Origin of the sequence: Gelidibacter salicanalis, from assembly GCF_016469035.1 — a bacterium.
GTDB lineage: Bacteria > Bacteroidota > Bacteroidia > Flavobacteriales > Flavobacteriaceae > Gelidibacter > Gelidibacter salicanalis_A.
Genome location: NZ_JAEHJZ010000057.1, coordinates 1 through 22,722, shown reverse-complemented (window position 1 = coordinate 22,722; position 22,722 = coordinate 1). Strand labels below are relative to the sequence as shown.

Sequence of the window (22,722 nt, the reverse complement as noted above, 5' to 3'; positions counted from 1 at the left end):
TTTTAAAGATAAAAAAAATCCTGCTTCTTACATAGAAACAGGATTTTACTTTGGTTATATAAAACCCGTAGACTTCTCACCGGGCAATATTTAGATTACACTAACATAGTTACCGGATTTTCAATAAATCCTTTTAAGGTTTGAAGAAATTGTGCTCCAGTGGCACCATCAACCGTTCTATGGTCACATGCCAAAGAAAGTTTCATGGTATGACCAGCAACAACTTGTCCGTTTTTCACTACAGGTTTTTCAAGAATAGCCCCTACAGATAAAATTGCAGAGTTTGGTTGATTGATGATTGATGTAAAACTCTCAATACCAAACATTCCTAAGTTAGACACCGTAAACGTGCTGCCTTCCATTTCTTGAGGCGTCAATTTCTTGGTTCTTGAACGTCCTGCAAAATCTCTGACCGCTGCTCCAATTTGAGGTAAACTTTGCTCGTTGGCAAATTTCACCACGGGCACAACCAATCCGTCTTCAACCGCAACCGCAACACCAATATGTACGTGATTGTTTAGGCGCATTTTATCAGCAAACCATTGTGAATTGACCTGAGGATGTAATTTTAATGCTAAGGCACAGGCCTTAACAATCATATCATTATAAGATATTTTTGTATCAGGAATAGAGTTGAATTGCTCTCTGAAAGCTATGGCGTTAGCCATATCAAACTCCACGTTCAAATAGTAATGAGGCGCTGTAAATTTAGATTCAGCCAAACGTTTTGCAATTACTTTACGCATTTGCGAGTTTGGTTTTTCATCAAAATCTTCTTGCCCTGAGGGTACAAATTTGCCAGCTGAAGCAGGAGAACTTGCGCTAGGAGAAAAGTTTTCAATATCGCGTTTTATAACACGTCCATTGCCTCCAGACCCTTTGACTTCTGCTAAGTTGATGCCTTTTTCTTCAGCCATTGCTTTAGCCAAAGGAGATACAAAAACACGACCTGAATCTGAACTTGACGTTGACGTCGCTACAGGCGCTTCTTTCTTTTCTTCTTTTACCGGAGCCTTTGAAGCTTCCTTTTTATCAGTATCAGCAGTCTCTTTCTTCTTAGGAGTTTCCTCTTTTTTATCAGAGCCTTCTGATTTATAATTCTTGACTATAGCTTTAGCATCCGTTCCTTCAGGACCAATGATGGCCAATAAAGAGTCAACTTTTGCGGTTTCGCCTTCTTGTAACCCAATATAAAGTAAGGTTCCAGATTGGAAAGATTCAAATTCCATTGTCGCTTTATCCGTTTCAATCTCGGCAAGAATATCGCCTTCTTCAACAGTATCACCTTCTTTTTTAAGCCAAGTTGCTACTGTACCTTCTTCCATGGTATCACTTAAACGCGGCATGGTAACCACTGTAACGCCTTCTGGCAATTCGCCTGAGGTTTCTTGCTTGTCAGACTCTGAATCGTCTTCCTTGTTGGGTTCTTCTTTAGAATCTTCTTCTTTATCTGAGACAGAGGCATCCTCTTCATCAGAAGCTTTATCTTCTGAAGGTTCTTCTTTTTTATCCGAAGCACCGCCATCAATCAAAGCTGAAATATCTTCACCTTCTTCTCCAATAACGGCCAATAATTCATCAACCTTAGTGGTTTCTCCTTCTTGAATGCCAATATATAATAATGTCCCTTCATGAAAAGATTCAAACTCCATGGTGGCCTTATCGGTTTCAATTTCAGCCAATATATCGCCTTCCTCTATTTTATCTCCCACTTTCTTTAACCACGTTGCCACAGTTCCTTCTTCCATGGTATCACTTAAACGCGGCATATTTATTACTGTTGCCATAGCTTATATTTTGTGTTGTATAAATGGATAATCTTCTTGCTCATAAACCACATCATACATGAGGCTTTTTTCTGGATAAGGAGATTCATCAGCGAATTTTTCGCATTCCGCAACGCGTTCCTTTACGCTTTTATCGATTTTTTTAAGATCTTCTTCCGTAGCGTATTTTTCTTCAAGAATGATGTCCTTTACTTGTGTAATTGGATCTATCTTTTGATACTCCGCCACCTCATCTTTGGTTCTGTAATGTTGCGCATCACTCATGGAGTGACCTCTGTAACGGTATGTTTTTAACTCTAAGAATGTTGGTCCGTCTCCGCGTCTTGCACGTTGAATAGCTTCATCAAAAGCTTCTGCTACTTTTACAGGATTCATGCCGTCCACTGGTCCGCAAGGCATTTCATAGCCTAAACCAAGTTTCCAAATATCTGTATGGTTGGCCGTACGTGCTACTGAAGTTCCCATGGCGTAGCCGTTGTTTTCACAAACAAAAACTACCGGTAATTTCCATAACATGGCTAAATTGAATGCTTCGTGCAAAGAACCTTGACGCGCTGCACCATCACCAAAACAGCAAAGGGTTACAGCGTCAATACCATGATATTTATCGCCAAAAGCAATACCAGCACCTAAAGGAATTTGACCTCCTACAATACCGTGACCACCATAAAAACGATGTTCTTTAGAAAAAATATGCATTGAACCACCCAAACCTTGAGAGGTACCTGTAGCCTTACCGTATAACTCAGCCATAACCCGTTTTGGATCTTCGCCCATGCCGATAGGCTGAACGTGGTTACGATAGGCCGTAATCATTTTGTCCTTGGTCAGATCCATGGCGTGCAAAGCACCCGCCAATATAGCTTCCTGTCCATTATACAAGTGAAGAAAACCTCTTACTTTTTGTTGAATATAGACTGCGGCAAGTTTGTCTTCAAACTTTCTCCAGAACAACATGTCTTCATACCATTTAAGGTAAACCTCTTTTGTTATTTTTTGCATTCGAAATAATTTCTAAAAAAATTAAATACCTCATTAAATTTAGAGAACTGAAGCTCCCACCATATGCAGAATTTCTTCAATCCACAATTTTCAGTTCGCTTTTAAACGGGTAAAAATTGTGCATCACTAAAAGATTAACAAAAGTAACACTTTAAGCAGTAATGAAAAAACTGAAAATCGTAAATTTTACACGAAAACGTTATAGAAATGTTTTATCAAAGACTAAAGGCAACAGATTTGCCAAAGAATGAGATTTTACAACCTTTCCTTTCTCTCCCATAAAATAAAGTTCGATAGGTTTATTTTGTTTTATCTCATATTCTGCTATAGATTGACGGCATGCTCCACAAGGTGGGATTGGCGTGTCAGTAACCTTCTTTTTTGAACCTGCTATAATTGCCATTCTAACCATAGTAACATCAGGATATTGTGCACCCGCATAAAAAATGGCAGTCCGCTCTGCACATAAGCCTGACGGATAAGAGGCGTTTTCTTGATTACTACCCATTACGATCTCATTGTTTTCTAAAAGAATGGCGGCGCCAACACTAAAGTTTGAGTAGGGAGCGTATGATTTGTTACGTGCTTCCATCGCTTTTTCCATTAAAGCCATGACATCTTTTGGAAGTTCGTCTAAACTATCATAAACAGTAAGTAGGGATTCAATTTTTATTTCCTTCATTGGTTATATATCTATTTTTAAAAATACGACACTTTTTTAGACAAAAAAACTATTGCTTTTAAATAGCAATAGTTTTTTTTGTAATCTTATATATCCCTGTTGACCTTAAAACTCACGATACGTGCCGTCTCCAAAATTAAAGGTCAATGAAAAACGCAAGGTATTTTCTAGAGGACTCTGAACCTTTGAAGTTGAGAACAGGTAAGACATATCAATATTGATCGTGGTGTATTTAAACCCTGCCCCTAAAGCAAAAAACTTACGCGCTCCCTTATCTTCACTTTCATTAAAGTACCCCGCTCTAAAAGCAAAAGAATCTTGATATCTGTATTCCGCACCTAAGGCCCATGTAAACTCTTTCATTTCTTCACTAAACCCATCTGGCGCATCGCCAAAAGATTGGAAGACGCCAGTCAAAAACCCAACATCCTGAGATTTTCCTCTAACAATAAATGTAGGTTCATCGCCATCTTGCCTGCCATTTGCATTCGTGTCTTCGTAACCAATAATTGGCGGGGTTGGCACCAATAATTTTGTAACCTCAGCAGTTAATGCCAATGTGTTGTGCTCATCAAAAATAAAATCGAACCCTCCTCCCAATCTTAAATTGGTTGGTAAAAAGTTTTCACGTCCACCATCATCATACTTAATTTTAGGACCTAGATTTTGAATGGCAAAGCCAAAACGTGTTCTTCCATTAAAAGTGAGATAAGCTTGTTCTTCACTTTGATAGTATCCAGAAATATCAACCGCTACTGAACTTGCAGCTTTGGCTGAATTGTCTAAGGCTTGTATTTTTAAATCAGAGCGCAAATAACGCAACCCAACGGCCATAGAAAACTGATTAGCTAATCGTAAAGCGTAGGAAGCATCAATGGTCAATTCATTTGGTTTTGCAATAAGGGCTTCAGAAAACTCGTCCTGAACCAATTCGATTTCTCCTAAACTGAAGTATTTGAAACTTGCTGCAAAAGCGCTTCTTTCATTTATTCTGTTGAAATACGTCACGTTTCCTAAGAAAATATCATTTACCAATTTGCTCAAATAGGGTGTATAACTCACTCCAATTCCTGACTTCGCTTCAGAAAACGCATACTTCGATTGGTTCCATTGTTGGGAATAGGCATCTACTGAAGTAGCCACCCCTATATCTCCCATACCAGCGGCACGGGCATCAGAAGCAATTAATAAAAACGGGGTTCCTGTAGTGATCACTCTACTGTCACCTGGTTGAATGATGACCGTTTCTTGTGCCGAAACAAAAGTGTAAACGGATAATGTAATAAGGACTAGTACGTATCTTTTCATATGATCTTAAGTATCAGATCAAGCGCTTTCGCACCTGGGTATTTAACAAATATAAATTATAATTATAATATGACAAGCTTTTGAATCTTCTCAACTTGCTTATTTAACTCATTGGAACGCACCTTAAGCTTATACACGTAAACACCTTTTCCAATTTTATCTCCAAAATCATCGCGACCATCCCACACAATATCCCTTGATAGTGACGAAGCGCTCTCATTACAGCAGCCGCCTGAATTTGTCTGACTATTTAAGGTTTTTACCAATTTACCTGAGATGGTGAATATTTGTATAGAAACGTCTAAAGGTTGTGAACTATTGTGGTTGAACCAAAATTCTGTGTAATTAATGAAGGGATTAGGGTAATTTAGAACGTTTTCAATCTTCAACTCCTGATCTTTGTCATGTACGACAAATTGAATTTCAGAAATGCTGGAGTTGTTATACACATCCCATGCTTTAAGAGTCAAGGTATGTAATCCGGGTTTGAGATCACGAAACGCATAGGACACTTCGCCACGGGTGTAATCATCTACTTGTGCCTTATAATAATCATTTAGCACAAAAGGGTTCGTTTCATCACCGTCAAGTATGGCAATGATGTCATGACCAATACCACTGGCGGTATTGATACCATTATTATCTGCCAACTTTACCAATAATGTAGGCGCTTCATTGGTGATACCGCCTGACACAAAATTTTCGTCATTCATATAGAGATTTACTATGGGACCCGTATTATCAATGGCTGCATTTTTGTTGATGCCGCCTACCATAATATCAAAGTTTGCTCCGGCTTGGTCTTGCAAGGGCGTTTCTGTTTGGGCATAAAAACTCACTTTCCCCCTACCCACAGGCACGCCAATATCTCTTGGTACTACAAATTCAAAATCAAAGACGCCATTGGTGACCGTGGCCTGACCAATAAATAGCTTCTCCCCTAACGTGGTGAAGTCCATCTTAATGAGCTGTCCATCCTGCGTGCTATTATTATTAGCTAATGTTTGACGTTGTATGTCTTTATCAAAAACAGTTGCGGTAAGAATTCCATTATAGTTTGTCATTATCTGTCCCGAAGGATCTAAAACCTCTCCAGACATTTTAACTTTACTCAATGCCTTTAAGGTGTCGTTGGTTTGGCCCAGAGGTTTATCGTTAATTTTGGTCAGCTGAATGTTTGGCTGTGCAAAGGCGAGCTTCATGGCGGGATCACCAATAAAAAATACCAAGCGTCTTTGTTGAATTCCAGAAATAGCAGGGTCATTTTTTGTAAGACGTAAGGCTTCTGCCATAGAAGGATAATCGGCTGAACCCATCCCAAAAAGATACTTTTCCAATTTTACATTAAAGGCGACCCCCACATTGACGAAAATTTGTCGCGTAGTTGTTATCAAACCAATGGCGCCACCTTGGGTATTCCAATAGGTGTATTCTCCGGCTGTTGGACGAAAAGGGTTATCAAAGCGTGTGTACTCACAAGTAACCGTCACAAAACAATGGAACTTACAAAAGTTCTTGATCTCCTGCGAATCGTTCTTGTCAAAAATGCGTTCAGACGCTAAGCCATCTTCACCCCCATGTCCAAAATAATTGACCACCAATGCCCCCACTTCAATCGCATCCTTAAGCGACTTGTTGACATCAGGATACCGCTCTCCACTAGCTGAAGATTGTTGTTGATAGGCATCTGAATGGATCTTAACCACATTTAAAAATGGTTTTTCAGCAGTAATAGTGTCTCCAATCTGGTCAGTAGTTTCCTGCAACACACGTTCCCAAGCCACATCCACATCATCAGACACCATCACAACGTTATTTCTCCAACTCCCATAAGAGGTATCCTTATAATACAAGGCTATTTTATCGACCATTTCTTTGGCGCGTTGTGGCGTCTCTGCCAGAATTCTTCCCACAGCAATGTCCAACTTGTTCGAAGCTGCCATATCGCCTTCATTATCATCCATCATCCCAAAAAAATCATCAGAAACAAAGGCATTGGTCAAACTAAAACTATCTACGGAATGCCATGAGGGGACCAGATTAGTATTGTTTGGTATTCTATCCTTATAGTCAAAGGAAGCATCCCCAAAAAGACAGAGGTATTTGAGTCGCTTTTCCGGCACACTTGCATTCTGATAAACATAACGCACTAAATTGCGAATGGCGGCTACGTCTTGATTTCCTGAACTGAACTCGGTATAAATTTCATCGAGCGTGACTACTTTGACATTGAGATTGTTCTGATCTCTATTAATCTGTGCCAGACGTTCGGCTTGCAACACCAAATTATTGGGAGAAACTATAAGATAATCTACATCCTTAAATTGCCCTTGCCCATCTTTAAATATGCTCCCTTTGATATTTTGATTGTTGACCGTTGTTTTGCCATCCCGTAAGGGTTCGTAATAATCAGAGGGTGTTACTGCAATGTACTTTTTGGCAATTCCAGAAATTGCTTTAAAGCTCAAGAGTGCATTTGCTTCAGTATTCATAACACTCGCCACGTCATACTTATTGCTAATATCCCAAATTTCAGAAACTGCAGAAGCGTTGGTCAAACTATATTCAACAATTCCCGGTGTAGTTGCCACCTGATTGTTTTTGAACATAAACTGGGAGCCCTCAAATGCCAATTGGCGCGTGGCTTCTATGGATATATAATCTAAATAGCCATGCGCAGTTGGGTTTCCAGCATTATTATACGTCAACCTTACCTTTACCTCAGGTGAACTTAAACTAACCTTGTTATCAAACGTTTTACCATCTGCTAAAATAGAGGTGCCAATGGGCGTAAACCTAAAGGTGGACATAACATTCCCATTGATTTTAATCTCCATTGAGGTCGACACTTCAGCAGTGGATGCTGCATACACCTTTACATGGGCTGATTCTGTTGTTATAAGATTTGGAAAGTTAAACACAAACTCCTTTTCATGTTCAACATCAAACTTATCTCCAAACCAACGCCTGCCAACACGTACAATGTTTACTTCATCAACTTCATGAAACTGATAATCCTGAAAGGTATTGACCAAGTAAGTTGACGCTGCTTCAGGTTGTTGCAGAGGTTGGATACGTTTCCCCAAACTGCCACTGACATTTATATAATAATAACTTTTGTCAGTAAACACGTTATAATTGGTGTTACTATCCTGATTATAATCCACCGGGCCTTCAGCATAAAACAGGATATAGTCAGTGTTATTAAACTCTCCATCTTCTTCTCCTATAAATTGTATAGCGTTCTCAGTAAGGTCTAGAGGATACGGTTTTGAGTTGGGCAAGGGCAACATAGCACCACCATTGCCGTAAATTTTAACAGTTCTAGGATCTACAGCATTTGTGTTTAGTCCGAGACTGTTCAAAAAGCTCTTGGTCAATTTAAACACCCCTGATCTATCCACATAAAAACGGTACCAAGTCCCAGAATTGAGTACAGAATTACTCACCCTATCTTGGACGCCCCTTGTATTGCCCGCTCTATTAGCCGAAGTATTATAGGTTATAGAAAAAGAGGTTATCTTTTTATAAACACCATTGTCTTTAACAATAGGGGATACTTCAAGATAGGCGTATGTTTTATCTCTAGCGGTTGTATTTTCAAAATGCAGTTTTGGAGCGGTCGGAATTGTTTCTAAAGGAATGGATTTTAATTCATCAGCTGAAATGACGGTATAAGACACATTAGTAATCGCAACAGAATTTTTGTTAATGGTGCCTTCAGAGCTCCACTGTGAAAAAAATTTAAGTCCTGTATGAACATCAAAACTAAAGTGATCTTTATCAAAAGAAGGAACTGTTATTGTTGAATAGGCCGTTTCCAAAACTACGGTGCCGTTCCATAAAATCTCAAAATGCTTTTCTTGGGCAAAACCAAAGGATGCCAATAACCCAAAAAACAGGAGTAAGGTTATTCTCATGGGGATATAAAATTCATTTGCAAAAAATAGGAATAATTTGTGGGTATTCCTATCAACGGAAACCACATCATAGGCAGAAAAATTAGCGTTTTACTCCACATGAAATTATGACCGCTCTGGTTTTATTCAAAATTACAACAATAATTACTTTTTACAGGCGTTAATAAACTACTAAATACATCGACAAAACGATCAAAAATCCGACGTTGTGTTCAAAAACAAGGATGAAATGCAGCATTTTTTTAATCTATTTAATAAAAACTGTTGTTAATTTCTCTTTAATTACTATATTGCGTCACTAAATTAATTAGCTTACTTAAAAGTATGGATATGAAAAACATCATTAATATAAGGATTGCATTTGCCCTAATGCTTTCTTTAGCAATGGTTGGCTGTAAAAAATCTTCATCAAATGAATCTAGAGCAACGGGCTGGACGATCAATGATAAGAATGGAGGCTTCCAATATAACACCGATTTTAAAGAACAAGAAACATCCCCAGGTTTGGTCTTTGTAGAAGGTGGTACTTTTACTATGGGCAAAGTACAAGATGATCCTATGCACGACTGGAACAACACGCCTAGTCAACTGCACGTTCAGTCCTTTTATATGGATGAAACAGAGGTGACCAATAAAATGTACTTAGAATATTTAGATTATATAAAACGTGTTTATCCTCCAGAAGATCCAAATTACCGTTTAATCTATAACAGTGCTTTACCAGACACATTGGTATGGAGAAATCGTTTAGGGTACAGTGAAGTGATGACTGAGAACTACTTGCGTCACCCAGGTTATGGCGAATATCCTGTAGTGGGAGTAAGCTGGATACAAGCTGTTGAATTTGCAAAATGGAGGACGGATAGAGTTAATGAGCTGTATTTGGAAGAAGCTGGCTATTTGAAGAAAGACGCACGTCTAACTGATGTGAGTGGAGAAGCTAATTTTAATACCGACACCTATATCAACAGCCCTTCGTCTACTTATGGTGGTAATGCTGATGTTCTAGAAGGAGGCAGAAAGAGACAACAAACGGATGCTGAGGGCAATCCTATTAATATTTACGCTAAAAAGGAATCAGGAGTCATATCTCCAGAATACCGTTTACCTTCTGAGGCAGAATGGGAATATGCAGCGCTTGGCCTAAGTGAGTTAAGAAACTACAACACCATTCGTGGTAGAAAGAAATACCCTTGGAGTGGTCAATACACACGCTCTGGGAAAAGAAAATCGAGAGGAGACCAATTGGCTAACTTTAAACAAGGTAAGGGCGATTATGGCGGAATAGCAGGCTGGTCTGACGACGGGGCAGATATTACCAATGCCGTAAAATCTTATGCACCTAATGATTTTGGAATATATGATATGGCAGGAAACGTAGCAGAATGGGTTGCAGATGTCTACAGACCTATTGTTGACGATGAGTTTAATGACTTTAACTATTACCGTGGCAACGTCTACACAAAAAACGCCATCAACGAAGATGGGACAGTAAAAGTGGTAACAACTCAAGATATGACTTACGATACGTTAAGTAACGGGCAAGTTGTACCTAGAAATTTACCCGGTGAAATTTTACAAGTACCTATTACTCGGGAGGACTCTTACCTAAGAACTAATTTTGACGTCAGTGATAATAGAAACTTTAGAGATGGAGATAAGAGATCATCACGTTATTATAGTGACAACTTTGATGAAGATGAAACAGGAACAAGGCAGATGTATAATTCTCCAAACCACAAAGTAGAAACTGATTCTACTGGGGCTATAGTAAGAACATATGACAAATCCAATGACAGGACCTCTCTGATCAATGACAATGTCAGAGTTTATAAAGGCGGTTCATGGAAAGACAGAGCATATTGGCTAGATCCTGCACAACGTCGTTATTTCCCGCAAGATATGGCCACAGATTATATTGGCTTTAGATGTGCCATGTCAAGAGTAGGTTCTAAATCGAAAAGAAACAACAAATCAAGACAGTAAGTTTTACTTTATAAAATTTTAAAAAGTCCTAACGCTGAGTTAGGACTTTTTTGTTACATTTATTTAATGATTATAGAAACACTTTATACGCATTTCTTAAAATGCACAACGGTTTGTACGGACACTCGAAAAATTGAGAAAGACTGTCTTTTTTTCGCCCTAAGAGGCGATAAATTTAATGGTAATAAATTTGCGGGACAAGCCTTGGAATCTGGAGCGAAATACTGCGTTGTGGACGAAAAGGAATATGCTGTAGACGCTCGTTATATACTGGTAGAAGATGTTTTGGACACCTTACAGCACCTCGCTACCTACCATAGAGCCCAATTGAAGATTCCTATCCTGGCACTCACCGGTAGCAACGGAAAAACCACAACCAAAGAATTGATTCACGCGGTATTATCAAAAAAATATACCACCACCGCTACGCAAGGCAATCTGAACAATCATATAGGCGTGCCGTTGACTCTCCTACAGATGAATGAGCGCACTGAAATTGGAATTGTCGAAATGGGCGCCAACCATCCGAAAGAAATTGAATTATTATGCAGCATTGCGCTCCCAGATTATGGCTTGATCACGAATTTTGGGAAAGCACATCTGGAAGGTTTTGGTAGTTTAGATGGCGTCATTAAAGCCAAATCTGAGTTATATGACTATTTAACCAAACACCAGAAAATAATTTTCGTCAATGACAATGACCCCATACAGGTAAAGCAGACCTTAAACTCTCCAAAGGTCTTTAAGTTCGGGATGTTAACCTCTACAGGCGCCACCTTAGAGCTGATCAAATCGCAACCGTACGTGACGCTCAACTACAACGGAACTGAAGTTAAAAGCCAGCTGGCAGGCACCTACAATTTCAATAACATTGCGGTTGCTATTGCTGTGGGCTCCTATTTTGAAGTGAATCATGAAGCTATTATCAACGCCATTGAACAGTATACACCCACAAGTAACAGATCGCAGATTCTCCATAAAAAAAGCAACACTGTCATTATGGATGCTTATAATGCCAATCCCACAAGTATGCTGGCCGCGTTGGAAAATTTCAAACAGTTACTCCAAGAAAATAAAATGGTTTTTTTAGGTGATATGTTTGAATTGGGTCAAACTGCAGAAAGCGAGCATCAAGGCATTGTGGATTATCTCGAGACACATCCCTTAGGTCAAGCTTACTTAATAGGTAAGAATTTTTATAAAACAGAAGTCAATACTGATGCCATTCTGAAATTTGAAACTTTTGAAGATTTAAAGGCATATCTTAGGCGTACTAAAATAGAAAACGCATTTCTTTTAATAAAAGGTTCACGAGGAATGGCTTTGGAGCGGATTTTAGAGATTTTATAGATGACGGCACAATTATATGCTAATTATCTAATCACAGATTTAAAAACCAAAAATAGCAGGGAGTAGGCTATTTAACTCGTATCCCGATTTAAGGATTGCTGTTCTACGATTGGCCCAGTTGTGTTAATGAATACAGGTAGTGCATCTCACAATTCATTAAATCGTAAAATAATCTCTTTTCTGCTTGTTTTTTTGATAATTACTTTTAATTTTAATGATAAAATTGAACATTTCCCTAAGTAGTTATACAAATTTGTTTCCCATATCGGGCTATTACTATAAGTAAATAAAAACTTGTAAGGAAAGCATTTGGGTTTGTTCAAAAAAAATTTATCATTTGGCACCCCTAACTCCATGAACAGAACAAGTGTTTTATTTAAATTTAAGGATTGCCTGGGAGGTTCAAAAATCCGTAGAAATTATACAGAAATAAAAGATCATTTTGAGTCAAAGACAGGAAGTTCTTCATCTACTTTAGATAGTCTTCTGCTTCACAGTCATATCAATGTATCATTTTATAAGAATATTGATTTCAAAAGCTTGAATAACTTTCCTATAGTCAATAAGTCTATAATTAAATCGAACTTCAAGGAGTTTAGAGCAACTAATTTTGAAGACAAGGAATTGATTAAAATGAGCACTTCGGGATCAACCGGAACTCCGTTTTCTGTTTATCAAGATAAGAAGAAAAAAGTTCGCAACTATGGAGACACACTCTATTTTGGCAACTTGGGTGGCTATCACTTGGGCCATAGATTAATTTATTTAAAGATATGGGTAAAAGAAAAGATGCAAGCGCCCTGGGTATACAAATTACAGCAGATCTCAACAATAGATGTTCAAGGTTTAAATGATAAAGAAATCCAGAACTTGATTAATGGTTTCAAAAAGCACTCACACAAAGTACACACTGTTTTAGGCTATGTTTCAGCATTAGAACACATTGTTAGATATTGTGAGAAAAATAATATTGATAATTTACAGTGTAAATTCTCAGGCGTTATCACAATGTCTGAAGGACTATCCCGTGAGTCGCGCCTAAAGATTAAAAATTTGTTCAAGTGTCCAGTTGTTTCTAGATACAGTAATATTGAAAACGGTATTATGGCCCAACAGGAAAAGGATACAGATTATTTTCTTGTAAACACCGCAAGTTATATCATTGAAATTTTCCATCCAGAAAAAGATGAACTTTTAGCTGATGGACTCCTTGGACGCATTGTCTTAACAGATCTCTATAATTATGCGATGCCATTTATTAGATATGATACTGGAGATATGGGAGTTAAGGAGATACGGAATGGAAAGACCTATCTTAAAAGTGTTGAAGGCCGTAAGTTAGATTTATTATTTGACACCTCTGGAGAGGCTATAACCTCATATATTGTAGGTAGAAACATGTGGAACTATTTGGAAATTGAACAGTACCAATTGATCCAAGTAGGAGAAAAATCTTACGAATTTAAAATTAATTGTCCTACTGGTTTTAAAAGGGAAGCACAATTAGTAAATGAATTTAAATCCTACCTGGGTGAGGATGCTGATTTTGAGGTGATCTATGTTGAAGGCATCCCTTTATTGAATTCTGGCAAACATAGGAAAACCGTTAATTTGTATCGGAACAGTATATAGAGCATCTTTTTCTGTCTTTTTAGGGTATTTAATCTTGTCACTTTATTTTAATGCTCGGTGACGCAAACTCATCTTCCAGACTTCGCTTTATTGATGATAGCCTTCAGCTTTTCCTTCCGAAGTGCCTTTTCTTCCTTCTTCTTGTTTATTTTTCTATCCAGCAGCTTCGTGTGCTTCGCCTTATTATTTCCGTTCTTTTGACCTTTGGGTTTTGGCATATACGTGTATTTAACGGTTATCAGTTTTTATTGTAATATTCTGAACAGGCGGCACTAAATTATACCCCATTGACTTTTGTTTTCTTCCCGACATTGAAATGATCTGGCATTTCCGATTTCAACTTAAAAGGATTAACTCCGTTGATCCAGATAGGGTCGACTCCTGCAAATGTAATCCCAAAGTGCGAAAACGCACTTTTGTATTTTTTGTTTCCAGAAACGCTCAAGCCGAAATGGCTTGGCGTTTCCATTTTTAACTTAACAGGATTAACTCCGTTGATCCAGATCAATACAACTCCCCCAAATGCAATCCCAAAGTGCGAAAACGCACTTTGTATTTTTTGTTTCCAGAAACGCTCAAGTCGAAATGGCTTGGCGTTTCCATTTTAACTCAACAGGATTAACTCCGTTGATCCAGATAGGGTCGACTCCTGCAAATGTAATCCCAAAGTGCGAAAACGCACTTTTGTATTTTTTGTTTCCAGAAACGCTCAAGCCGAAATGGCGTTGCGTTTCCATTTTTAACTTAACAGGATTAACTCCGTTGATCCAGATGGGGTCGACTCCTGCAAATGTAATCCCAAAGTGCGAAAACGCACTTTTGTATTTTTTGTTTCCAGAAACTCTCAAGCCGAAAAGGCTTGGCGTTTCTGGAAACAAAAAATCCCAATATCTCTGACATTGGGATTGCGCTTGATGTGGTCCATACTGGATTCGAACCAGTGACTTCAACATATTGATTATTAGACGTCTATGATATTTAAAATTTGAAAGGTAACCGAATAGGTCATTTTTTTATACGTATGAAATGATTTCGAACATTAAAGCTACAAATAATATCAATCCTAACTAAATAAAATTTATTTTGAGTTTATAAGCTACATAGTCCCCATTTCAGTCCATTCAGTTTTTACAAGAAATCGTTAAATAGATTTAGATGTCTAAGTCTAGCGTACATTTGCCTAAACAGTATCAAAGTTGTTCATTTTCAATGGTTTACATGATTTCTAATTTTCCTTGATATCATCTAATATCAATTGATTTCAGCATTTGTTGTACCTAAAAAGAGCAATAAATTCGTGCCTTTAAGGTAATTCTTAGGCAAAAAATACATTCCAAACAGAATGCTGTACCTGATTTGACTTTCGTACGCAAAACAGGTCAATTATGTCTTCAAATGCAAAAATAGTTCTACGCAAAAAGCCCAATAAAGAAGGCTTATATCCACTTGCTATCCGAATTACGAAAAACCGTCGTTCAACCTTTCAATATATGGGGCACTATATTAGAGTTGGAAGAGTGGGGCAATAGAAATCTTAGTGTTAAAAAAATCCCTTACAGAATGGAAAACAAACTTCAAATAGACGCTACAAACAGAGGATAATCACCTTAAAACCGTTTGCTCTTAATTGAGTTTGACTTCTAAACCATTATGATAAAAGCATCCGAATGTGTAAAGGTTTAACTAAACCACTATGGACTAAAAGTCCATAGGTTTTTAAATCTGACTAAAGTCAGCAGTACGTGATTACTCAAATGAAAGCAACATATTAGTTCGATTAAATTACACAACCTTTTTTTGGCTAAAAAGAAACTGAATAAATATTTTTAGAAGCTAAAGCGAGATGCACTAAAGTACCTTGTTTTAACTCAATTTGAGACCAATAAAACCTGAAAAACCACATTTGTAGCCTGGTCATTTAAACACTACTGTTTTTAGTCTATTTAACGACTTCCATTCTGTCCATTTTCCCTTATTCTACAATCTTCAACACCGCCTCATCGCTCTCCTTAAAAGCATTGCTCTGGCACAGCTTATCTTCCATCTCATTCATACCGCTCCCATAAATGGTATGGCTAAATGCCTGTGCACGTTCCAGCATTCTTATGTACACTTTTGGGTCTTTGTTTCTCGTCAATCTGCGTAGCGCCCCTAAATAGTCTTCCCGATAGACTGTTGGGATGATGATTTTTGTCTGACCAGCTGTAGATAGTTCTGCATTCATCATTACTCGTGCCATACGTCCATTTCCGTCAAGAAATGGGTGCACCTCACTAACTACAAACATAATATATGCTGCTTTTGTGAAGGGATGCGTTAATGCCTTATAAAAATCAAAACTTTGCAATAGTGTACCCCTTACCAATTCCATATCTACAAAGGAGGTGTCTCCGGCTTGATTATTCTTGTCCTTGAACCTGCCGGGTGCTTTATCCTTACGCGCATTCAACAATATTCCGTGACGGTATTGCAAGATGTCAATTAAATTCTCTCCCGAGTAAGGGACTATTTTCATTTCCTGCTTATTGGAAACCAATTGATACGTACCCAATACGTCGTGTGAATCCTCATCACGTTCAGGCAACGGTTGCTGTGTTGCAATGATCTGTTTTGCAGTATCGATTGCAAAAACAGTTCCTTCAATGTAATTCGAAAAATAACTCTCATAGAAGGCGAAATTACGATATGCTTGAGTTGTTGTATTTTGTTCTTCTCGGTTCTTAAATTCCTGCTGCTTCAGTTCTCTAAATAATATTTCAAACAACTGCAAGCGTGCAGGATCATAGGGCATACCTATTGCACGAGCTGTTGCTACTGGGGATTTCAACTCTTTTGCAGGTCGTGTGGACAAAAGGGCGCTTATAATTTTATTTAGTTTTTCAAACTCTTTCTGCATCCCAATCTCTTCTGAAATGTCTCGTGCACGATCTCTCACGGCATTAAGTTCGTCCTCCCCATTTACACGGATGATTTGTTCCAGTTTTTCCTCTATCTGTGGATAGGCAAGTGTCTTCGAGTCGGCTCCTGTTTGTCGTGATACTTGAAGATTTTCAAGAAGGGCTCTTTCCTTTTGCGAGACCATTAACCCTCCAGAAAATGATGTATCACCTTGAATAGCAGGAACACCCTCCATAAAGCGAATCGTAATACCAGGAAGTTTTACTTTTTTAGTGTATTTGTAAGTCACAAATACCTGTCCGTTGGCTGTGGGGGCAAATTCAAAAGCCGAACGATGGCTCAATACTGCATCTGGATATAGGTTTCCAATAATAGGAAAAATGTTTCGTTTTATAATATCTGCAGGTGCGTCTTCAAGATTTGAGGTATAAAGCCTTGACGCTATTTTCCGTACAAGACCATCATCTTCCCATTTGGATATCCTGCGGGAAGTAACGGAATCTGCTGAACCATAGATGATTTCTTGTAGGTGTAATGGTCTGTTTTTTTCCATTATAGAGGTATTAAATTACAAAATTGCAAAATATCTTCCATTATAATGACATTATTGTAAAATATTTTCTATTATAATTTGATTTTAGAATTTTCCATTAGATTGACCATTATAAGTCAATAGTAAAATATTTTCCATTATACATAAATTTTTGCACAATATTTTCCAGTAACAATCAAATTCCAAGTACCATGTGTTTTTTGACTAGACTTTGACTTGTCAGCCCCGCAGTGATGGAAAGCGTACGCGATGGAGAAGTGTATTGGCCGGTTCGGGAACCAAGTTGGTGCTTTTCGTGTAGAGAAAAATTATTAGTGGAAAGCACCAACAATGGCTATATAAAACAAGAGGGTTCTATACTACTTGGCCGCCCAAAACAGCGCAACCTCCTAATATACTTCCCTTGACCCAACGTTTTACCAATAGAAGGCAAATAAACCAGATGCGTCAACACAGTATTCAGCTCTGGCCAACTTACTCATGACCGAAGGGAATAATCGGCGAGCCGAATACTTCTTGGTTATTACCTAACGTTATTTTAGCTCGTAATTTATTTTCAACAAGAAACTACTTGTTCTTAAATTATACTCATCCGACTTATATAAATCAGATATAGCTGTTTGGTAATTATATCCAATCCCAGAAGTTAAGTTTTCAGTAAATCCATAATTAATTGAGGCACCTATGAAAGCTTCTAAAAAATACCCTTTACTTTTTCCCTTTGCTTTATTCTGAATTTCAAAATTATTCTTAATTCCGCCTTCCAATATCGGTTTTAGTCCACCGGTCAGCAAGGAGTAATTAATTGATATGGGAATTACCAGAAACCTTTGTTCTATAATTTCTGGGTTGGGTGCAGAATAAATATTACAATTTATGCAACGGAAGTCTCCTTTAAAGTCCTTATTAGAATAAAGAAGTCCAGAAGATATCCCCCATTTCTCTCCAAAGAAGTAATTGGATGTAAGGCCTAAAGTGTAATTGTTTTGATTATATTCTATACCTTCATATCCATTTGCGCCTTCCGTTAATATGTAATCTATTCCATCTACGTCATCTGAAAAAGAAATATTATCAGCAGAATATTCTATTCCAATATTCCACTGTGAAGAGTTTTGAGAATACAAGCTAAATTGAAGTAGCAGTAATGTTATTAGTAGTATTTTCTTCATATTACTGTTTGTTTTAAAAGTATGTGGCTACATGTGTATAAAAAGATTACTCTTGTTTATAGGGTTCAAAACATTGACCACATCAATCACAGCGTAACCTCCAACCATCCCTCCCTTAACTCAACATTTTACCCATAGACGGCAAACCAACCGGATTCGTCAACACAAAATTCAGCTCTGGCCAACTTACTCATGACCGAAGGGAGTAATCGGCGAGCCGAATTCTTAGTTATTGGCATTAGTTTTTTTTAATCAGCGATGATTCCTCTGAACTGACCATTAGTAAAACCTAGTGAATTGACATTGTTTTCAGGATTACTCCATTTTTTGAGAAGTAATAATTCGAAATTTCCTTTTACTATATTTTCTTCTAAATTGTAATTAGTTACTGTGATTTGAGAAGAAAAATTTTCGTCTAATGTATATAAACTAGTAATTACATCTCCACCAATGGTTGTATAATAACTAGCTTGACTTCCTGATAAGTTATATGTGCCAACACCATTAAATTTAATTTTGAAGACAATAACTTGTTCGTTACCTGAACCAAGTAAAGTTAAAGTGTCGTTCACATGATTAATATTAATTTCTGGAACTCCATCCCAGTTTACTTCATCTATTTTTGATGAAATATAATTAGGTTCATCAAGATTGTCATCATCACCACATGAAATAATTACAAATGATATCAACAACAATAAAACCAAAATTAAATTATACTTTTTCATAATTGCAGTAGTTTTATCTAATAGATGGATTATTATATAAAAGGTTGCGTTAAATTATTTACAACGTTAATGTAGTCGAGTAGACCAGGGGAGTTTCACCCCGGGCCTCTCACACCCGCCTGCCGAACGGGCAGGGAACCGTGCTTGAAAGTCTCCCCTCACACGGCTCTTCTAATTTTATTCACAAATATAAGCTCATCCTTTTGCAAGTTGCCAAATCGTAAATATAATTAGCCCAACCCAACCTTTTACCCATAAACGGCAAACCAATCGGATGCGTCAACACAGTATTCAGCTCTGGCCAACTTACTCATGACCGAAGGGAGTAATCGGCGAGCCGAATTCTTAGGTATTGTGGCACATTTTTATTCCGCAACAATTACTCCGTCGCCAATCTCTTTTACGCTCGGTTTCTCAAACCAACTTTCCATAAAGCCAAAATTTTCTTTAGTTACTTCAAATTCGTAAGTAGCTCCTTTTTCATTATTCCTTTTCATTACTCTTTCTAATCGAGTTTCTTTTGATATGTCCAAAAAATGAATTTTTAGTTCGTATCCATTCGAGTCGGCAAATTTTCTAAATTTTTCTCTATGCTCGAATTTTGATAACCCCAAGTCCAAAATAGAGTCAGTTTTTGAATTTTCCAACTGTTGAACTAATTCCATTATCATTTTTTCAGCTCTATCTATTCTTTCTAAAAACCATTCCAAACCGTCACCCGTCTTTTTGTCGGCAAGGAATAATGTCTTATTCCACTTGTCAATTGAAAAAATAATTCCGTTTGTTTTTCTTTTCAATTCCGTTGAGTATGTCGTTTTTCCAGAACCTGTATTTCCAACTATTAGGTGTATCATTTCGTTTTTATCAAATATGTGGTAACTTGTTTATACAAGCACTAAATATACCAATTACCACCCCGATTGGAGGGATAGTCGTACCTTTTGGTGCTTATTTTCACGGAAATATAAATCATATTTCTCTTCAATCAAACGGAGTACATATGTTTTTTTAAACTTCAATTTAAGCCCCCCAGAATTTAGCTAGACAGCCAAAATAAAAAACAAAAAAGCCCTAAAAAGGGCTTAAATGAGGTCGTTTTTTATGAATTCATGGGGTTGTGCAACGGTTAACGTTGTTGTAAGCAGGCTTTCCACGTTCTTTTTTACAATTCTACCGTCCAATTTGGCGTTAATACATTTTGTTTTTATTGGCGGAATTTTTCGGTATTTGCTGAATCGAATCCCAATGCTCAACGATTTTTCCGCTCTTATCAAATCTAAAGAAATCCATTGTCACATATTCATCGTTATCAGGCCAAATTTGATGAGTATGTAGAGCAACCAAATCGTTTTCCGCTATTACTCTCACAAATTCAATTGATTTATTTGGATATTCGGTTTGCATTCGCTCAAAATATTCAATAAATCCTTCAATTCCGTTTTCTACATCAGGATTATGTTGGATATATTCCGCACCAACATATAATTCCGTTGCTTTTCTTGGATTTCCTTCATAAGCCATTTTATAAAAATCTACAGCATTTTTTTTTATCTTTTCTTTCATTGCGAATGTATTTTCAGATTGCTTACAACATGTGTATATATAACACAGAGTGACATATATACAACCTATGCTCCCCATGCCATTTCTGTTTGTCGTTCTCAAATATACCCAGTTCCTGTAAAGCATCCAAGGTCCATTTCTTATAGTTCATATCTCAAATGTATAAATTTGAAATCTAAAATGGCACTCCCAACTAATTAGGGGCCAAATAAGCCCCAACTTTAAACTAAACGGTAAAAACCAGGCATCCTAAATTCAAACCACAAACAAAGCACTTAACAAGTTATAGAACAAGACGGTTCTATACTACTTGGCCGTCCAAAATAGCACAACTTCCAAATACCCTTCCCTTAACCCAACGTNNACCGGATGCGTCAACACAATATTCAGCTCTGGCCTACCCCGCTAAGGCGGGACAGGTGCGGCGAGCCGAACACGTAGTTGTCGGCATTAGTTTCTTCTATTTTTAAAAATTAACATTTCTATATAATTTCGTTTCGTTTATTTCGTTTATATTTGTTGTTAACTAATAATAAACTAATGCGGTATGGAATACTTTAATGACATAAAAAAACCTTCCAAAAAAGAGCAAATTGCAGCGATGAAGTCGTATAATGCTCTTGCTGCGACTTTGGAAGAGTTACATTCGGAGAACCCAGAAATTGAAATAGAAGAAACTTCTGAAAAAATAAAAATTCCGTTAAAAGCTCTTAAACTTTTAGCTAAAATATTAAAAGCAACGAGTCAAGGTCAACCAATTTCTTTAGTTCCTATTGCTACTGAAATGACAACACAAGCAGCAGCTGAATTATTAGGTTGTTCAAGACCTCATTTTGTTAAATTACTTGAGGAAGGCAATATTCCATTTACTTTAGTAGGAAGACATCGTAGAGTTAAATTTGAGGATGTAATGAATTATAAGAAGGAAATGAAATCGAAACAGGAAAAACTTCTAATTGAAATGATGAAGTCTGACGAAGAATTAGGTTTATATGATTCATAGTGTTCGTTTCACATGTGTTCTTGACACAAATGTTATTTATCCAATTGAAATCAGAGATTTACTTTTTTGGTTTGCTCATTATGAATTGTTTACTCCAAAATGGAGTAGTCATATTTTTTGTGAGTGGGAAGACGTAATGGAAAGGAAAGGGATAAGCAAAGAGGAAATAAAAAAAAGGTCTAAAATTGCAAATCTAGCATTTCCTGATGCCTTGATCGTAAATTATGAGCCTTTAATTCCTGGGTTGACCTTACCTGATGAAAAGGATTGTCATGTGCTTGCTGCAGCAATTAAAACTAATGCAAATGTTATAGTTACAAATAATTTAAAAGATTTTCCAGAGGATTATTTGGCTACTTTTGGTTTGGTCGCAAAATCTGCAGATGACTTTATTGCAGATGTTATTGATTTAAATCACGAAAAAGCATTAGAGGCTTTTAGAAAATTAGTTTTAAATCGAAGAAATCCAGATTTAGATGAGTATGAAGTTTTAGATAACTTAAGAAAAAACGGATTGATTAATTCCGCCAATTATCTACATTCACTTATTTAGTACGTCATAATTAATGCCAACGTTACGTGGTCTATTAGGAAAAGAGAGTTTCACCCTTCCCCTCTCACACCCTCCTGCCGAACGGGCAGGGAACCTACGTGATAGTCTCCCATCATACGGCTCTTCTAATTTAATCTACAACTATAAGCTCATCCTTTTGCAAGTTGGCAAATCGTAAATATAATTAGCCCAACCCAACGTTTTGCCCATAGACGCCAAACCAACCGGATGCGTCAACACGGTATTCAGCTCTGGCCAACTTACTCATGACCGAAGGGAGTAATCGGTGAGCCGAATACTTCTTAGTTATTGTCATTAGTACTTTCTCGCAATGTTCGGTTCCTACTTTTCAGTCCACGAAAGTCTCCCGGATAATGTCCTTGCATTTTTGAATTTCGGACTTAGTTAATCTGTCGAATTTTTTCATTATCCGTGATTTCTCAATTGTCCTGATTTGGTCGATTGCGACCATTCCCTTTTTACTATTATGTTTTACCTGAATTCGGGTCGGGTATTTTTTCAAATTCGTTGTCATTGGCGCAACAACGATTGTTTTCAGAAATCTGTTTATTTCGTCTGGCGATA

The 22,722-nt window shown here is 37.4% G+C and carries 20 protein-coding genes; 6 read left to right on the top strand and 14 right to left on the bottom strand.

The genetic code is table 11. The annotated features are described in order from the left end of the window. Positions 1–95: 95 nt before the first annotated feature. The 5 genes from JEM65_RS19865 to porU form a co-directional block, all read right to left on the bottom strand. Entirely contained in the window at positions 96–1,787 is a 1,692-nt protein-coding gene (locus JEM65_RS19865; protein WP_199603313.1) for a pyruvate dehydrogenase complex dihydrolipoamide acetyltransferase, read from the bottom strand. 3 nt (positions 1,788–1,790) lie between these two features. Next, on the bottom strand, positions 1,791–2,789 hold the full coding sequence (pdhA, locus tag JEM65_RS19860) for a pyruvate dehydrogenase (acetyl-transferring) E1 component subunit alpha (RefSeq protein WP_199603311.1): 999 nt from the start codon (positions 2,787–2,789) through the stop codon (positions 1,791–1,793). A gap of 199 nt (positions 2,790–2,988) precedes the next feature. Continuing rightward, positions 2,989–3,471 (bottom strand): cytidine deaminase, encoded by a 483-nt coding sequence (cdd, locus tag JEM65_RS19855; protein WP_199603309.1) that lies wholly within the window; start codon positions 3,469–3,471, stop codon positions 2,989–2,991. 105 nt (positions 3,472–3,576) lie between these two features. Beyond that, positions 3,577–4,779, bottom strand: a complete 1,203-nt coding sequence (gene porV / locus JEM65_RS19850; protein WP_199603307.1) for a type IX secretion system outer membrane channel protein PorV — start codon at positions 4,777–4,779, stop codon at positions 3,577–3,579. A 62-nt stretch (positions 4,780–4,841) separates the two neighbouring features. Then, a complete protein-coding gene (gene porU, locus JEM65_RS19845; protein ID WP_199603305.1) occupies positions 4,842–8,699 on the bottom strand; it encodes a type IX secretion system sortase PorU in 3,858 nt (1,285 codons plus the stop codon). A 324-nt stretch (positions 8,700–9,023) separates the two neighbouring features. On the opposite strand from porU, the gene gldJ reads away from it, so the two are divergent. The 3 genes from gldJ (at position 9,024) to JEM65_RS19830 (ending at position 13,667) form a co-directional block, all read left to right on the top strand. Next, positions 9,024–10,685: a gliding motility lipoprotein GldJ gene (gene gldJ / locus JEM65_RS19840; RefSeq protein ID WP_199603301.1), complete on the top strand. Its 1,662-nt coding sequence runs from the start codon at positions 9,024–9,026 to the stop codon at positions 10,683–10,685. 66 nt (positions 10,686–10,751) lie between these two features. After that, entirely contained in the window at positions 10,752–12,035 is a 1,284-nt protein-coding gene (locus JEM65_RS19835; protein ID WP_199603299.1) for a UDP-N-acetylmuramoyl-tripeptide--D-alanyl-D-alanine ligase, read from the top strand. Between the two features lie 354 nt (positions 12,036–12,389). Continuing rightward, complete coding sequence (locus JEM65_RS19830; protein ID WP_199603297.1) at positions 12,390–13,667, top strand: phenylacetate--CoA ligase family protein; 1,278 nt, start codon at positions 12,390–12,392, stop codon at positions 13,665–13,667. A gap of 68 nt (positions 13,668–13,735) precedes the next feature. Here JEM65_RS19830 and JEM65_RS19825 read toward each other — a convergent pair whose 3' ends face one another. The 3 genes from JEM65_RS19825 to JEM65_RS19815 all read right to left on the bottom strand — a co-directional run bounded on the left by JEM65_RS19825 (position 13,736) and on the right by JEM65_RS19815 (position 14,620). Beyond that, positions 13,736–13,885, bottom strand: coding sequence for a hypothetical protein (locus JEM65_RS19825; RefSeq protein ID WP_199603295.1), 150 nt, complete (start codon positions 13,883–13,885; stop codon positions 13,736–13,738). 59 nt (positions 13,886–13,944) lie between these two features. Beyond that, on the bottom strand, positions 13,945–14,136 hold the full coding sequence (locus tag JEM65_RS19820; protein ID WP_199603293.1) for a hypothetical protein: 192 nt from the start codon (positions 14,134–14,136) through the stop codon (positions 13,945–13,947). 106 nt (positions 14,137–14,242) lie between these two features. Next, on the bottom strand, positions 14,243–14,620 hold the full coding sequence (locus JEM65_RS19815; RefSeq protein WP_199603292.1) for a hypothetical protein: 378 nt from the start codon (positions 14,618–14,620) through the stop codon (positions 14,243–14,245). Positions 14,621–15,052: 432 nt separating this feature from the next. Here JEM65_RS19815 and JEM65_RS19810 point away from each other — a divergent pair, with 432 nt between their 5' ends. Further along, complete coding sequence (locus JEM65_RS19810) at positions 15,053–15,196, top strand: Arm DNA-binding domain-containing protein (RefSeq protein WP_233530752.1); 144 nt, start codon at positions 15,053–15,055, stop codon at positions 15,194–15,196. A 443-nt stretch (positions 15,197–15,639) separates the two neighbouring features. Here the strand turns inward: JEM65_RS19810 and JEM65_RS19805 are convergent, their stop codons facing one another. From JEM65_RS19805 to JEM65_RS19785, 5 genes are all read right to left on the bottom strand, one after another. After that, entirely contained in the window at positions 15,640–17,118 is a 1,479-nt protein-coding gene (locus JEM65_RS19805) for a Fic family protein (protein ID WP_199603288.1), read from the bottom strand. A 533-nt stretch (positions 17,119–17,651) separates the two neighbouring features. Continuing rightward, the gene (locus JEM65_RS19800; RefSeq protein WP_199603287.1) at positions 17,652–18,290 is read right to left on the bottom strand and encodes an outer membrane beta-barrel protein; all 639 of its coding nucleotides are present in this window, start codon (positions 18,288–18,290) and stop codon (positions 17,652–17,654) included. 248 nt (positions 18,291–18,538) lie between these two features. Continuing rightward, positions 18,539–19,018 (bottom strand): DUF6252 family protein, encoded by a 480-nt coding sequence (locus tag JEM65_RS19795; RefSeq protein ID WP_199603285.1) that lies wholly within the window; start codon positions 19,016–19,018, stop codon positions 18,539–18,541. Positions 19,019–19,383: 365 nt separating this feature from the next. After that, positions 19,384–19,872: an AAA family ATPase gene (locus JEM65_RS19790; protein WP_199603283.1), complete on the bottom strand. Its 489-nt coding sequence runs from the start codon at positions 19,870–19,872 to the stop codon at positions 19,384–19,386. Between the two features lie 334 nt (positions 19,873–20,206). After that, positions 20,207–20,581: a nuclear transport factor 2 family protein gene (locus JEM65_RS19785; RefSeq protein WP_199603281.1), complete on the bottom strand. Its 375-nt coding sequence runs from the start codon at positions 20,579–20,581 to the stop codon at positions 20,207–20,209. A gap of 547 nt (positions 20,582–21,128) precedes the next feature. Between JEM65_RS19785 and JEM65_RS19780 the strand changes: the two genes are divergently transcribed. Continuing rightward, complete coding sequence (locus tag JEM65_RS19780) at positions 21,129–21,584, top strand: helix-turn-helix domain-containing protein (protein WP_199603278.1); 456 nt, start codon at positions 21,129–21,131, stop codon at positions 21,582–21,584. Further along, positions 21,574–22,137, top strand: coding sequence for a PIN domain-containing protein (locus JEM65_RS19775; protein WP_199603277.1), 564 nt, complete (start codon positions 21,574–21,576; stop codon positions 22,135–22,137). Before JEM65_RS19780 ends, JEM65_RS19775 begins: the two co-directional genes overlap by 11 nt. 349 nt (positions 22,138–22,486) lie before the next feature. Here JEM65_RS19775 and JEM65_RS19770 read toward each other — a convergent pair. Further along, on the bottom strand, positions 22,487–22,722 hold a 236-nt coding region (locus tag JEM65_RS19770), incomplete at its 5' end, for a type II toxin-antitoxin system PemK/MazF family toxin (RefSeq protein WP_262895271.1).